12 protein-coding genes are annotated in these 14,110 nt (G+C 48.4%); 8 read left to right on the forward strand and 4 right to left on the reverse strand.

Features of this window, described 5'->3' with window-relative positions:
* Window positions 1-22: 22 nt before the first annotated feature.
* Entirely contained in the window at window positions 23-1,222 is a 1,200-nt protein-coding gene (locus ACXAFQ_RS06295; protein WP_474818828.1) for an anhydro-N-acetylmuramic acid kinase, read from the reverse strand.
* Window positions 1,223-1,436: 214 nt separating this feature from the next.
* Between ACXAFQ_RS06295 and nagZ the strand changes: the two genes are divergently transcribed.
* Window positions 1,437-3,347, forward strand: coding sequence for a beta-N-acetylhexosaminidase (nagZ, locus tag ACXAFQ_RS06300; protein WP_474818829.1), 1,911 nt, complete (start codon window positions 1,437-1,439; stop codon window positions 3,345-3,347).
* Window positions 3,340-4,899: a serine hydrolase domain-containing protein gene (locus ACXAFQ_RS06305; RefSeq protein ID WP_474818830.1), complete on the forward strand. Its 1,560-nt coding sequence runs from the start codon at window positions 3,340-3,342 to the stop codon at window positions 4,897-4,899. Before nagZ ends, ACXAFQ_RS06305 begins: the two co-directional genes overlap by 8 nt.
* On the opposite strand, the gene ACXAFQ_RS06310 is transcribed toward ACXAFQ_RS06305, so the two are convergent.
* Both ACXAFQ_RS06310 and gpmA read right to left on the reverse strand, forming a co-directional pair.
* On the reverse strand, window positions 4,874-5,590 hold the full coding sequence (locus tag ACXAFQ_RS06310; protein WP_474818831.1) for a TVP38/TMEM64 family protein: 717 nt from the start codon (window positions 5,588-5,590) through the stop codon (window positions 4,874-4,876). The two genes, ACXAFQ_RS06305 and ACXAFQ_RS06310, sit on opposite strands and share 26 nt — an antisense overlap.
* A gap of 94 nt (window positions 5,591-5,684) precedes the next feature.
* Window positions 5,685-6,431: a 2,3-diphosphoglycerate-dependent phosphoglycerate mutase gene (gpmA, locus tag ACXAFQ_RS06315; protein WP_474818832.1), complete on the reverse strand. Its 747-nt coding sequence runs from the start codon at window positions 6,429-6,431 to the stop codon at window positions 5,685-5,687.
* A 322-nt stretch (window positions 6,432-6,753) separates the two neighbouring features.
* On the opposite strand from gpmA, the gene ACXAFQ_RS06320 reads away from it, so the two are divergent.
* Complete coding sequence (locus ACXAFQ_RS06320) at window positions 6,754-6,930, forward strand: hypothetical protein (RefSeq protein WP_474818833.1); 177 nt, start codon at window positions 6,754-6,756, stop codon at window positions 6,928-6,930.
* Between the two features lie 66 nt (window positions 6,931-6,996).
* On the opposite strand, the gene ACXAFQ_RS06325 is transcribed toward ACXAFQ_RS06320, so the two are convergent.
* Window positions 6,997-7,881, reverse strand: a complete 885-nt coding sequence (locus ACXAFQ_RS06325; protein ID WP_474818834.1) for a LysR family transcriptional regulator — start codon at window positions 7,879-7,881, stop codon at window positions 6,997-6,999.
* A 281-nt stretch (window positions 7,882-8,162) separates the two neighbouring features.
* Between ACXAFQ_RS06325 and ACXAFQ_RS06330 the strand changes: the two genes are divergently transcribed.
* The 5 genes from ACXAFQ_RS06330 to ACXAFQ_RS06350 all read left to right on the forward strand — a co-directional run bounded on the left by ACXAFQ_RS06330 (window position 8,163) and on the right by ACXAFQ_RS06350 (window position 14,087).
* Window positions 8,163-8,702, forward strand: a complete 540-nt coding sequence (locus tag ACXAFQ_RS06330; RefSeq protein WP_083272858.1) for a DUF2271 domain-containing protein — start codon at window positions 8,163-8,165, stop codon at window positions 8,700-8,702.
* A gap of 2 nt (window positions 8,703-8,704) precedes the next feature.
* Window positions 8,705-9,532 (forward strand): DUF4198 domain-containing protein, encoded by an 828-nt coding sequence (locus ACXAFQ_RS06335; RefSeq protein WP_474818835.1) that lies wholly within the window; start codon window positions 8,705-8,707, stop codon window positions 9,530-9,532.
* 251 nt (window positions 9,533-9,783) lie between these two features.
* Window positions 9,784-10,842, forward strand: a complete 1,059-nt coding sequence (locus ACXAFQ_RS06340) for a 5'-methylthioadenosine/S-adenosylhomocysteine nucleosidase family protein (RefSeq protein WP_474818836.1) — start codon at window positions 9,784-9,786, stop codon at window positions 10,840-10,842.
* Between the two features lie 92 nt (window positions 10,843-10,934).
* Window positions 10,935-12,167, forward strand: coding sequence for a diguanylate cyclase (locus ACXAFQ_RS06345; protein WP_474818837.1), 1,233 nt, complete (start codon window positions 10,935-10,937; stop codon window positions 12,165-12,167).
* 75 nt (window positions 12,168-12,242) lie between these two features.
* Window positions 12,243-14,087 carry a serine hydrolase gene (locus ACXAFQ_RS06350; RefSeq protein ID WP_474818838.1) on the forward strand — a complete coding sequence of 615 codons (1,845 nt, stop codon included), beginning with the start codon at window positions 12,243-12,245 and terminating at the stop codon, window positions 14,085-14,087.
* The last annotated feature ends 23 nt before the right edge of the window (window positions 14,088-14,110 follow it).

The following is a 14,110-nucleotide window of genomic DNA, read 5'->3' on the forward strand; positions in this document are numbered from 1 at the left end:
ACTTAAATGTTAGGACAGAATGTTAAGGCAAACTAATTTTACCCATCGTGGTTTCAGGAATGCCGTAGCGGTTGTCTTTGAAGCAAGGGCCCCCAGCAAGCGTTTCATTCGCCAGTATGGCGAATAACAGCGCTTCTTTTGCATCAGGGTCGATACCCAGCTCAGCGAGGTTTTTCAACGTAAAGTTGGCTGGTAAGTCCGCTTGGATTGCCGAGGTTAACATTGGATTATGCACGCCTCCGCCACTTAGATACACGGTGGTATCCATACTCGTTTGAACGGCATCAACAATGCCATTGGCAATCGCTTTGGCAGTGAATGCCGTTAGCGTAGCCACAACATCCTCTTTGGGTAGTGTCAGTGTTTGGCTGTGTAAACGAGACTGATGCAAATACTCAAGGTTAAACACTTCCGGCCCGGTCGTTTTAGGCACGGGCGCATCAAAAAATTCGAAGCGTAGTAACTCGTTCAGCAGAGCTTCGTTAACCGTGCCACGCTTCGCGATTTCGCCGTTTTTGTCGTAGCGCAAATGAGAAAAGTGTTTCGACACAAAAGCATCGAGAATCGTATTACCCGGTCCAATGTCGGTACTGAAAACGTCCATGGCTTGCTGACCAGCGGGTAACCAGGTGAAATTAGCGATGCCTCCAATATTTAGTAACACTCGGTTTTCGGTTTCGCTGCCAAACACCAGATAGTCGCCATACACTGCCAGCGGCGCACCTTCCCCCCCCGCAGCAATATGCTTTTGACGAAAATCTGAAAGGGTAATTATGCCGGTAGCCGTAGCAAGGCGGTCACCGTCGCCAATTTGCAAGGTGCCGTTGCCGTAGTCTGGTAAACCGTGTTGTTCTTTCGGACAGTGGAATATGGTTTGACCATGACTGGCAATACAGTCAATGGTTTCAGGCTCGACCTGCCATTTGCTCAGGGTTTGATTAATAAGCGCGGCGTGACAGTCGGCCACCCAGCCATTCAATAGGGTGACTTCCTGTAAATCCACATCCCGGCGGGCAAAAACTTGCTGAATGGCAAGACGGAATTCAACATCATAGTTAACCGTGGTGAAGCGCTCTACCCGCACTATCGTTTGCTGGCCGTGGTATTGAATGTCGCATAGCGCGATATCCAGACCATCCAACGAAGTTCCACTCATCAAACCGAGAATTTTTCGGCTGGATTTGTTACCACTGTTATAAAGGCGTTCTATATATTTGTTCATGCTCTCTGGCCGGTTAGCAATCCGTATTGCAAAAGCAGTAGAATGGCGCAAGATACTACAACGCACTGCGAAACAGAACTCGAATGCTGTTAGTAAGTCCAAACTAGCACAGACTATGTGTATAGTCGTGAACAAAGATTCAGGGTGAGATTACCCGTGATAAAAGTGCGACCGGCTTCGGTTCGCCAGTAGAAGAAGAAGGTAATGAGTAACGATGTTGTCAAACAAGGTTTTTCGCCGTATCGGATTTCGTATTCTGATAGTATTACTGGGCGTGCCGATGCAGGTGAATCTCGCCATGAGTGCTGAATTTTCTAAATCACAAATTCGGCAGAATATTGCTCAAAAGCTCATGCTCGACATGCGCTATTTTTGTCACGACGACAATGACAAATGCCGTGAGCCTATGACGGTTTTGCCAGAGTCGTTAGCTGATTTAATTGAAGATACTGGGCTTGGTGGTGTGATTTTGTTCAGTGAGAATCTGCGCTATCCCAATCAAATTGCGGCCCTTACAAGTGATATGCAGAAAGCGGCACTCAGTAGCAAAGCTGGACAGCCCTTATTTATCGCTATCGATCAGGAAGGGGGGCGCGTGTTCCGCACGCCGAGAGTATTCACCACCGATTTTGCGGGCAATATGGCGATTGGTGCAACAGAAGCGAAGCACGGTACCCGGTTCGCATCAGAAAGTGGACAGATCTTAGCGCAGGAACTTAAAGCGTTAGGGATTAATACCAATTTCGCGCCCAATGTGGATGTGAATGCCAATCTCGAAAACCCAGTGATCAATGTGCGATCTTTCGGTCAGGACCCAAAACTCGTTGCAGAGATGGGGGAGGCACAGGTGAGGGCCATGCAAGGTGAAGGTGTGCTAGCAACGTTGAAGCATTTCCCTGGTCACGGCGACACGCATACTGACAGTCATCTGGCCTTACCGGTTGTCGACCATACCAAAGCGGTAATCGATGCCGTTGATGTATATCCGTTTAAACAAATTATCGCCAAAGCCAATCCCGCCATGGTGATGACAGCGCACATTCAGTATCCACAGCTCGACGACAGCACCCTGCTAGACCGTGATGGCAATCCGCAAATTAAACCGGCTACGTTATCCCATAAAATCCTTACCGGCATTCTACGCGACGAACTTAATTTCGATGGCATTATTGTGTCAGACGCTATGAACATGGCGGGTATTGCTAAATTTTTCGACCAGACCGATGCGGTTGCGGCTTCTTTTGCAGCAGGGACTGATGTGGTGGTTATGCCATTGCCCATGCATAACAAACAAGACATCAAACGGTTCAATAAGCTGCTTGATGCGTTAGTGAAAAAAGTGCAGAAAGGTGAGCTCGACGCGAAGCAAATTGCCCGTTCTGCTGAACGCATCCGCGCCACGAAGCAGCGCTTTGGGTTAGCCAAGTGGCCAGCACCCTCGCCAGAACAATTGGCCGCGAATTTGTCTGCTAACAAACAAGAAGCCCAAAAACTGGCTGATGCCGCAGTGGCTGCTTTGTCTGGCATGGCGAAGGATTATGTTATCCCGGAAAGCGACAAAGTACTGGTTTTGATGCCGGAAATGAATGTGTGCAGTGCCCTTGAGTATCACATCACGTTGTACCGCCCGAAGCAGCAAATTATGTGCATGAGTTTGCAGCAAATTAACGCAGCGTCACTGAAATCAGCGCTGCAACAAGTAGACAGCGTGGTGGTTGGCAGTATGACACCAACACCAAGCCTGGTTGAGCTTGGTGGTATGGAAGATATGGCGGCGAATCAGCAACAACTGATGGGGTTTGATGAAGCGCAGGCCATGCTACCGGGTTTGTTTGATCAGGTTCAGGCCAGCGGCAAGCGCAGCATTCTGGTTTACCTGCGAATGCCTTACGACAAAGCGCGATTGGACACCCGTGCTGGTGCGGTTCTGGCCACCTACAATGCGAATGTGTATGCCCTGTCTGAAGACGAAGATGCCCGCTTTACCGGCGGCACGATGGACAGCCTGGCAAGGGTGTTAATCGGCCTGCTTAGCCCATCAGGTGGATTACCTGTGTCGCTGACAAACTCTGTTCATACTGAAGCGGCACCTCATCCCGCGCGATTTGAATGGGCCAATGATTAGGCGCTTTCGTCGCTACGCCACATTGACACTGGCGACCCTTATCGGCGTGACACCCGTGCTCGCCGATGGGCTCTCGGGCCAACTGGTATTGCAATCAAAAAATCGGGGACAACGTGTTTCCGGTGTGTTTACTACGCCGGGTGAACGCGCCCGGCTGCGTATTTTTCCCATGCAGTACAGTCAGGTCATCATTGAAATTAACCATCAGATTGTCTACCAAGGCGAACTTAGCCCTACATCGAAAGGGCCGCTGATCTTAAATGACAAATCCGCAGTGCACGGCGGAGAAAACACGCTTACGCTCACGCTCACTGAGGGTGATGTTGCCGTGGCGGTGGATTATCCGCAGCTTGAAATGGCAGGCGAAGACGCAGCGCTGACAGAACCCCAGAAGCGTGAACTCAGGCAAATCATAAGTCGCTATTCAGGCACAGACCCCAATACCAGTCTGTACCCTGGTGCGGCTTTACTGGTGGCCCGGGGCGGAAAAATCCTCTTTGCTGAAGGGCAAGGCATGGCGCAATATCAAGGGGCAACAGACGGCGAGCTTTACCCGTTTACTGCCCCTCGTAAGGTGCACGCTGACACTGTGTTCGATTTAGCCTCGGTGACCAAGGTGGTGAGTACCACTGCTGCGATAATGCATCTTGTGAGTAAACGAAGTTTGTCACTCACCGATACCCTGGGCGAATTGTTACCCGGCATGTCCGGCACAGATAAAGCGCAAATCACATTGCAGCAACTTTTAACGCATCGAGCGGGCCTGTGGGAGTGGCAGCCTACCTGGCTGCATAAAAAGCGCAGTCGAAGTTCTGTTTATGCTTATCTGGCAGCGTTACCTCTGCGCTATTCGCCGGGAGAAAAGCGTGCTTATTCTGATATTGGGTTTATGTTACTCGGTGAAATTGTGGAGCATACAACGGGCTCCCGTCTTGATGACTATGTGCAAAACACCGTATTTGGTCCACTAGGCATGAATCACACCCGCTATCTGCCGCCTCCAGAATGGCGAAGCAATATCGCCGCGACGTCATTAGGTAATAGTTATGAACAGCATATGGTCTCGTCGGGTAAGCCTTATCCGATTCTAGATAATCCACCGTTCTCCAATACGTTCCCTGGTTACCGTAATGATGTGCTTAATGGCGAGGTTAACGATGGTAACGCCTGGTACGGACTGGAAGGTGTGGCGGGTCATGCGGGATTGTTTTCTACCGTGCAGGACCTGGCTGTTTTCTGCCAGACATTGTTAAATGGCGGTGGTTACGGCAACACCATGCTGGCCGATCCGGAAACCCTGCATCAGTTTTTGCAAACGCCTTACGATACCAATCAGGCGCTGGGGTTCTGGCGATTTGAAAATGGTGAAGGGCGAGAAAGCTTCGGGCATTCTGGGTTTACCGGCAGTGAAATCATGTTTAGGCCAGACGACCAGCTCATCGTGATCATGTTGACCAATCGGCAACATAATGGACGCTCTGCCGATGGTACATACCCTTCTGTTAAACCTGCCTGGAATGCGCTACTCAGAGCGCTTGACGGGTTTTGGTAGCGGTATTATCCCGGTTTTGTGATTGCTTGTAGCAGTGGTAAAGATACACACTGAGTAGCGCCGAAGCACCTACTAACATCACACTTAGCGCTATTTTCCAGCCAGATTGAACAACTACCCCTTTGCCCATTAATGAGAAAATTATCATTTGCGGAATATAGCCAATGGCCGAACCAAGGATAAATGACTGCGGTTTCACGGCAGTTACGCCAGCAGCAAGATTGGTCAGTAAATTGTTACCAATGGGCAGCAGCCTGATGACAATGGTTTTGAGAAAGCACCGCTCCAGAAGGAAGTCGTTAATCTTGGTAATTTTTTCTGGGAAACGCTTGTTTACCCAGCGACGGGCCCACAGTCGAGACACGGTAAAGCACAATGCGCAACTTGTTGTCGCTGCTAATGTGGCATAGATAAATCCTTCGGTGAATCCAAACGCATATCCAGCTAAAAATGCCACGACCTGACGGGGTATACCTACCGATAAAAGGCCCGTTGCCAGAGCAAGAAACAGCACAACGCCATTGATACCCTGGTTTCGCGCATGCGCATCAATCCAAGCCTGATCAAAGCCGATCAAAGCTGGAAGCTGGCTAAGCAATTCACTGGCAGCAAACAGCACTAACAACAGTAGTATCAACTTTATTATGAGGTTTTTCAGCATGGAGCCAGAAATGAGATTGCTATTTTTCATCGACTGAAAGCGCGGAGGCTGAATAACGCTTAAGAGAAAGGAAGGAAACTAACATACGCCTGATAGGTCAGGCGTATGTTTGAAGAAGGCCAGCTTATTTAGCTTTACCTTGCTTAGCTACGGCATCCATCATCGCTTTGATGGCTTCCGGGTCGCCCAGGTATTCTTTTGAAATCGGCTTCAGATCTGCATCCAGTTCGTAAACCAGTGGAACACCAGTAGGAATGTTCAGTTCCAGCACTTCTTCTTCAGACATACCATCCAGATACTTAACCAGGGCACGCAGGCTGTTACCGTGAGCAGCAATAACCACTTTCTTGCCGCTCTGAATTGAAGGGCGAATCACATCGTGCCAGTAAGGCAGTACGCGATCGATGGTCAGTGCAAGGCTTTCTGCGCGAGGCAGGATGCTAGGATCAACATGGCTGTAACGACGGTCATGGCCAGGGAAATGTTCACTGCTTTCTTCAACCGCCGGAGGTGGTACGTCGAAGCTACGACGCCAAATTTTAACCTGATCTTCACCGTGCTTCGCAGCAGTTTCGGCTTTATCAAGGCCAGTTAGCGCACCGTAGTGACGCTCGTTCAAGCGCCAGTGGCGCTCAACTGGCAGATAATGCTGACCCATTTCTTCCAGCGCCAGATTCAGGGTTTTAATCGCACGCAACAACACAGAGGTATAAGCGATATCAAACTCGAAGCCAGCATCTTTCATCAGTGTACCTGCGTTTTTCGCTTGCGCGACGCCGGTTTCTGTCAAATCCACATCTTTCCAGCCGGTAAAACGGTTTTCCAGATTCCACTGACTTTCGCCGTGACGGATTAGTACCAATTTATACATATAGGTTCCCTAAGACTTGGTGTTGGATAGAAAGTGGTAAAGGCATTCAGACTGCTATGCCAAATTTACAATCGAAATTGCAGTAATCATCCTTTATTCACGGTTAAAAATCCAGTTTAGCTGGTCGGGCTACCACAACTTATTGGTATTAGTTATTGAAATAAAGGCACTTTTTAAGACGGTATTTAGAGAATAAACCGGGTTTGGTGTGTTTTATGCTTCGTCAAAGGGGGAAAGAAACTTTTTAGCTGGTCTGAAGAGCGCATTCAAACCTGAATGGTTACGTCGGGCAGGTATTTAAATTGTGCAGGGAGTAACGACAATGTGTCTTGATTCTATCAAAATTCAAAAAAAACGCGGTAAAGCAATAAAATTAGGCGCTGACGACGCGGCTGATATTAAGGGTGCTGGCAAGCAGTATCGTTACAAGGCGCGAGGTACGCGCAGTTCACAACTGGTGAATAAATCGATTTCTTCTACGTCTCACGCCAGCTATTAATTCGCACTCGTTTACCGCTCATTCAGGCCGGTTGCATCGGCCTGAATGACAAAAAATCTTTCGCAGTTAAATTTCTGCAAACGCCTCTTGCAGAATTTGCACTGCAGCCAGAGTTTTTACAGGTGTAGCGTCGTGTTTAGGGCCAATGGCATATACGCTGTAAGACGCTTTTTTCCATTCCGGCATCACATTCACTAGTTTACCTGACGCGATATACTCGCGAATTTCTGGTTCTGGCAGAATGGCGTAACCCACGCCATCAAGTGTAAGGCGCACCAGTGCCTGCACAGAATTAACAAGCATGCGGGGTACGGCCGGCACCAGATTTCGAATTGCGTCTGACGTTTCAACGGTATCTTGCAGGCCGCGATGAGCCATGTAGGTGTACTCTGATAATGCCTCAGAAGTAAGTTCTGACTGATTCGCGAGGGGATGATCGCCAGCTACACAGAGCATCAGATTCCAGGTTGCCAAGTGACGACAATGTAAATTCACATCGTGAACTTCTTCCACTGAAATAGCCAAATCGGCACCAGATGCGATGACATCCACGTGATCATCGGTGAGATCCAACGATACTTTTATCTTGGGAAATTCATTGAGTAGGGCTTGTAACGGACCACTTAACAAACCACCACCAAACCCTTCAGGAGCAATTATCTTCAGTTTTCCAGACGGCGTCTCCTGAAGTTGTTCCATTTGTTGCTGGGCTTTTTCGGCCACATCGATCAGCTCTAAACTGGTTTTGTAATAGATGTGACCGGCTTCAGTCAGGCTGATGTGGCGGGTATTACGATTAAACAGGCTAAGGCCAATTTCATGTTCCAGTTTTCTTAACTGCTGACTAATGGCTGAAACGGTCATGTGGAGTTTTTTGGCTGCAACACTCATGTTGCTGGTTTCAGCAACTTCAACAAAAATCTGCAGCGAACGGAGAAGCTTGGTGTTCATATAACGAGTTGTTCCTTTGAAATCTCAGAAATGAGTTGAGAAATCGTACGAGTCAGTTTAGTCTAAATAAAAATAATTCTCATTTCTTGATAGTTCACACTTTGCCAGAATAGAGTGGTTAGAAATAAGAGTCGAACCCATAGCGCTCAATTCGTGGGGCAATGGGATAAACGGCTGATAAGCCCGATTTATCTGGGGATTGTGAGTTTTTAAGACGTTTTCAGTAACATGAATTTAATAACCCAACTACGGGTTCAGATATTTTTTATAGGAGTTAGTTCATGGAATTTACTTTTCGGAAGCCAACGGGGGTCGCCAGAAAGGCGCTCTTTTCTCTTGCGGTGGCTTCCGTAGCTCTGATGTCCGGTGCTAGTCAGGCGGATGAACTCAAAGTCACGTTGCCGAGAATGTCAGTGGCTGAGTATCACGCGCCTTACGTGGCGGTCTGGCTGGCTGATGGCAAGAACAAACGCGTAAAAGACATCGCCGTGTGGTACGACATGGAAATGGAAAACGCCAAAGGTGAGAAGTGGCTGAAGGATTTGCGCTTGTGGTGGCGTCGCAGCGGTCGTAGTGCAGATATGCCTCTTGATGGGGTGAGCGGTGCAACACGTCGCCCTGGTGAACACAGTATTGATCTCGGTAACACGTTTGCGGATATCCCTGCTGGTGAGTATACGCTGAATGTAGAAGCAGCCCGTGAGCTTGGTGGCCGTGAAGTTGTAAGTGTACCAGTAACATTGCCTGTAACGTCCGCCCAGCATCAATCTGCTGATGGCGAAAGTGAAATTGAAAAAATTGAATTAACCCTGGAACGGTAAAAATGAAATTAAAAACTCTATTAGGAACCGGCGTTGTTGCCTTGTCTTTAATCGCAACGCCAGCCATGGCACACCGTGCATGGATCAAGCCTTCTACCACTGTAGTATCTGGTGAGAACGAATGGATTACGTTTGATGCCGCTGTCGCCAACGGTATCTTTATGCCTGACCACTTTGCACTGGGCACAGACGCTATTTCTGTTACTTCCCCTTCTGGCAAAGCCGTTGAGAAACAAAATGCGCAGAAGCTGCATTATCGCAGCGTGTTCGATATCAACCTTACTGAGGAAGGGACCTACAAAGTTGAGATTGCGAATCAGTCTTTGATGGCATTCTGGAAAGATGCCGACGGCAAGCGTCAAATGTGGCCTGGTCGCGGTAAAACCGGCACGCTGGCAGAATTTAACAGTGCTGTACCTAAGCAAGCCGATGGCCTGCAGGTCGTTGAGTCTTCGCGCCGTATTGATGTTTTCGTTACCTCTGGTGAGCCAAGTGAAGCGTCTGTTGCACCGTCGGGTAAGGGTCTTGAGTTAGACGGTAAAACTCATCCAAACGACCTGTACACCGGTGAGGAAATCAGCCTGGGCTTCCTGATGGATGGTGAAGCAGCAGCAAACACCCACGTCACTATTGTTAAAGACGGTGAGAAGTACCGTGATACCGATGACGCGATGAAACTGACTACCGACGCCAGTGGCGCTATTGCTGTGACCTTTGACGAGCCGGGTATGTACTGGCTGGAAGCAGAGTTTGAAGACGACAATGCGAAAGCACCAGCACAGAAGCGTCGTGGCGCGTTCGTACTGGTTATGGAAGTACTTTCTCTGTAATCGCAATGCCTGGTTAAACACCTTGCTTAAAGCCCCGAAAGTTAACCTGTCGGGGCTTTTCTATTTGTAACGGACATTTACCCTAATTCACTGGCATCGACTCGCGCTTATATGTCTACTTTTGCGCCCCAAAGTGATAGTCTTAACCCATAAATATTAATTCCTGATGATTCTCACCACGCATCGGCAACGCCGCTCTGGCCGTATCAGCACGGCGAGGTAGATATCATCTTCAATTCAGGCTTACATCCATGTTCCGCGCTGGTTTTACTTTCCGCTCCGCCATGTTGTTAGTGACGGTTTTACTTTTTGTTGGTGGTTGCTCCTCTACGCTTCAATCTGAACTTCCCCGCGTAGAAAGCGCAGAAGCTGGAATCGGTTTTGGACCTAAACAGTTTGAACAAGCCGGTTTCACGGCGATTGCTGTGGCCTATGGCCCGGAAATGAAAGGTATTCTGGGCCGCATTGAAGCCGACCCGGCGGCAGAAATAACCGACGTGGTGCAATACAAGGGCGTAACTTATCGTATGGGCAGCTACCACGATGAGCCCATACTGATTTTTGCTACCGGCATGAGTATCGCTAATGCGTCTTTGACCATGCAAATGGCCATCGATTATTTTCCAGTAAAGCAGGTTGTGTTTATGGGGATTGCCGGTGCGGTGAACCCTGCCTGGCAACCGGGCGATGTAATTGTGCCGGAGCGTTGGTACTATCATGACGAAAGTGTTTATGCCAATCCTGATAAAGCCAACCCGGGCAGCTATGTTCTGCCAGAGTATTACGCCAAATTTGTTGATGAACAAGAGGCCCGCCGGCGTGTAGACCCGCACTTACCCAAATATAAAAACTTCCGCTTTATTCACCCTGATGAAGTGCTCATTGTGAAAGACGGCATGACAGTGCCTCAGGACACGGCATATTTTTCTGCAACACCACGTCTGCTGGATGCCGCCAGGGAAGCGATGATGACCATGCCAGAACAGCGCATCTTAGGTGAACGTAAGGCGCAACTGACAGTGGGCGGCAACGGGGTAACCGGTTCGGTATTCTTAGATAATCGGGAATATCGAAAATGGACCAGAGAAGTGTTTGATGCCGAAGTAACGGAAATGGAATCGGCTGCGGTGGGACAAGTGTGTACCATCAACAATATTGACTGGGTGGTAATACGTGCTATTAGTGATCTAGCAGGAGGCCAGGAAGGCGTAAACGTTGAGCATCTATATGATCAGGAAGTGTCGCGAGTTGGTGCAAATGTGCTGTTTGCGGTATTAAACTCTCTGGTAAATGCAGAGAAATCACGCTAAGCCTTATACATCCGTATAACTTTAGTATTTTGGTGGCGCATAATTATAATTTATTAGGTAAGCTAGTCTGACCAGAAGTTCAGGTTGTAACTATGTTTAAAATTCTTGTTGTCGAAGACAGTCAGATTGTTCGTAAAATTCTGAATAAACTTGTTGAAGACAATCCTCATTTTCAAAGTGTGCTGTGTTCCGACTATGCGCAAGCAAAGGCGAAGATAGAAAGTGACGAGGAATACCTCGCGGCCATTGTCGACCTGAATCTGCCAGACGCACCACGTGGTGAAATTGTAGAGCTGATGCTGTCTCACAATGTTCCTACTGCGGTGCTCACCGGTAACTTTGATGAAACACTTCGCAACGTACTCATTGATAAAGGTGTGTTGGATTACATTACCAAGGAATCCCGCTATTCCTATATGCAGGTAATCAAACTCATCGACCGCTTGCGAAAAAATCTCACTACCAAAGTGCTGGTGGTGGATGACTCCACTACCAGTAATTCCTACTTATGCGCATTTTTGCGGAAATTCCGTTTCCAGGTCATGTCTGCGTTTGATGGTGTGGAAGCGCTGAAGATCTTGCGCGAGAACCCTGACATAAAACTCGTCATTTCAGATTACATGATGCCCAATATGGACGGCTTTGAGTTGGTTAAAGCGGTTCGACAAGACAGGGCCTTCCAGGATCTCGTATTCATTGGCCTATCGGCAAACGGAAACAGTATGTTGTCCGCCAAATTTATTAAAAGCGGTGCCAATGATTTTCTGAGTAAACCTTTCTATCACGAAGAGTTTTTCTGCCGGGTGTTACAAAACCTCGAAGCTCAGGAAATGCTGGAAACAATCCGCGAAGCTGCCAGCCTGGATTCCCTAACCAATACATATAACCGCCGCTACCTTTTTGAACATGGCGAAGCACTGTTCAGACAAGCAAAAGGCGAAGTGGGTCTCAGTGTGGCCATGCTTGATGTTGACGACTTTAAATCCGTGAATGATACCTATGGGCATAAGGTGGGCGACCAACTGTTGCAAGAGTTTGCCAGCCTGATGGGAGACTACTTTGGTGATGATCTCTACGGTCGATATGGCGGTGAAGAATTTAGCGTGATGTCAACGCGTCAGTATCACCTGTTTATTGAAGACATTAATAAATTTGTTGCGGCGGTTAGAAACCACGAGTTCACCGAACACAGGCTCAAACTCACCTGCAGTATAGGTATTTGTTCAGAAGAGCAAGAAACGCTGGATCAACTGGTTGATATTGCAGACGCTCGCATGTACAACGCCAAGCGCTCAGGAAAAGACCAAGTTATAGAGATGGATTGAGTCGACGGGCTTATGAGCCAATATTCAGTGCGCGGTGCTATGGAAAGTATTTAAAATTGATTAAGGACAATGGTTATGTGCAATCGAATACCTTTTGGCGCGCTTTTGTTTACGCTGGTTTGTTGGCTTTCCACGCCACTTGCCAGCGCTAACGAAGATACGCCAGACACTCTAAGCCAGCTTGATAGTGAAATAGCAACCCTCCTCGAAACCCGCAATATTCCCTCTATATCCTACGCCATCATCCAACCTGATCAGCCACTGCATATTAAATCGATTGGCATTGCCGATAACGCCACAGGCAAACCGGTGCAACCTTCTTCTCAGTACCGTATCGCTTCTGTCAGTAAGATGTTTGTGGCTATTGCGGTGATGCAGCTCATTGAGCAAGGCCGCATCGATCTTGAAGCGAATGTGCGTGATGTATTGCCCGACTTCATGTTCGAGAACCCTTGGGAAGATAGTCACCCCCTCAAAGTAAAGCATCTGCTCGAGAGTACAACGGGGTGGGATGATTTGTCGCTGATGGAATTTGTCCATGATAGTCGGCCAGCACTGCCGCTCGACGATGCGCTGAATTTCCACCCAGACAGCCATGTATCACGATGGCCGCCGGGAACCCGCCATGCGTATTCAAATAGTGCTGCAGCCGTTGCGGCCCTGCTGGTAGAAAAAACTTCTGGCATGCCCTTTGGTGACTATGTCAAAGCCAATATCTGGCAGCCATTGGGCATGAATAACACCACTTACAATGAACCTGACGATGAGCATTCCGTTACGGGATACAGTAACGGCCAAGCAGTATCTCATCAACAAATACTGGTTTACCCCGCTGGCGGCGCATCGGCCAGTATTGAAGACCTGGTTACCTTGCTACAAGTGTATCTCAATCGCGGTGAACCGCTGCTAGGCACTCCAAGTGTCGAGCGAATGGAACAGTCTGAAACCACCAACGTAGGTACGTTCCCTGGTGGCTATGGCGTTTATAATTTTGCAGCCACGTTCGACGGCTGGCGTTTTCGTGGTCATGACGGCTCAATAGCTGGCTGGTCTTCCGAGCTGGCATACATGCCAGAAACCGGCGCCGGATTTGTGGTATTGCAAAACAGTGGAGATCAGCGAGGTTTTTATCAGGTGGTGCGTAAACTGGCAGATTTTCTTACCCAAAACTACCCGTTGCCAGAATTAGAATCACAACCTGTACCAGCAAATTGGCAGGAAAAATCAGGTTTTTATCGCCCTATTAACCCCCGTATTGAGAAACAATATTTTCTTGAGCGAATTGGTTCACCTTTGAAGATAGATATCACCGAAAGTGGCGCGCATCTTTACAGCGTGGCGACCCCGGGATTCGACCGGGAAGCCGTTTATGTGGGTGATAATTTATGGAAGAACGACAAAGGTGCCGTGGTAATGACTGCCGGAACCGATCCGGAAGCAGGAGACGTCATTCATTACGGCAACATGGTGTTAATGAAAACCTCCGCGTTCGATGTTTTTGCCGATAAAGCCGTTTTATTGCTTTGGTTGCTGTGCTTATTGATTTCTCTGGTATACACGCCGGTGTGGCTGATCAACAAGGCCAGAGGCAAAATCACAGCACGCGCTGGCATTATGCTTCGTAAGTGGATGTCGTTGTCTATGCTATCAGCAGTGGCTTTCTTGGCGTTACTCGCAGTTGGTTTAGGCGACCCTTTTGGTCAGCTTTCTGCGCCCGGATTTGTGTCGATAGGGATCACCGTGATGTCTGTGGTATTTGCTGCTATCACCATGTATGCCTGTGGTGTGCGGTTCAAATATCGTGGCAAAGACACGTCCCGCTGGCTCCGGGGCTTTGTTGGTTTCTATTTGGTTTTACAGGTGGTTGTGGTTATCTATTTGTTTATCAATGGTGTAATCGGACTCATCCCCTGGACCTGATAGCGCAATAAATTAGCCCATAA

This window comes from Alteromonas sp. ABH2_165 (assembly GCF_056159945.1).

Bases quoted from the DNA above. Each gene is read 5' to 3' on its own strand.
- ACXAFQ_RS06295 (WP_474818828.1), bottom strand. From the start codon at position 1,222: ATGAACAAATATATAGAACGCCTTTATAACAGTGGTAACAAATCCAGC.
- nagZ (WP_474818829.1), top strand. From the start codon at position 1,437: ATGTTGTCAAACAAGGTTTTTCGCCGTATCGGATTTCGTATTCTGATA.
- ACXAFQ_RS06305 (WP_474818830.1), top strand. From the start codon at position 3,340: ATGATTAGGCGCTTTCGTCGCTACGCCACATTGACACTGGCGACCCTT.
- ACXAFQ_RS06310 (WP_474818831.1), bottom strand. From the start codon at position 5,590: ATGAAAAATAGCAATCTCATTTCTGGCTCCATGCTGAAAAACCTCATA.
- gpmA (WP_474818832.1), bottom strand. From the start codon at position 6,431: ATGTATAAATTGGTACTAATCCGTCACGGCGAAAGTCAGTGGAATCTG.
- ACXAFQ_RS06320 (WP_474818833.1), top strand. From the start codon at position 6,754: ATGTGTCTTGATTCTATCAAAATTCAAAAAAAACGCGGTAAAGCAATA.
- ACXAFQ_RS06325 (WP_474818834.1), bottom strand. From the start codon at position 7,881: ATGAACACCAAGCTTCTCCGTTCGCTGCAGATTTTTGTTGAAGTTGCT.
- ACXAFQ_RS06330 (WP_083272858.1), top strand. From the start codon at position 8,163: ATGGAATTTACTTTTCGGAAGCCAACGGGGGTCGCCAGAAAGGCGCTC.
- ACXAFQ_RS06335 (WP_474818835.1), top strand. From the start codon at position 8,705: ATGAAATTAAAAACTCTATTAGGAACCGGCGTTGTTGCCTTGTCTTTA.
- ACXAFQ_RS06340 (WP_474818836.1), top strand. From the start codon at position 9,784: ATGTTCCGCGCTGGTTTTACTTTCCGCTCCGCCATGTTGTTAGTGACG.
- ACXAFQ_RS06345 (WP_474818837.1), top strand. From the start codon at position 10,935: ATGTTTAAAATTCTTGTTGTCGAAGACAGTCAGATTGTTCGTAAAATT.
- ACXAFQ_RS06350 (WP_474818838.1), top strand. From the start codon at position 12,243: ATGTGCAATCGAATACCTTTTGGCGCGCTTTTGTTTACGCTGGTTTGT.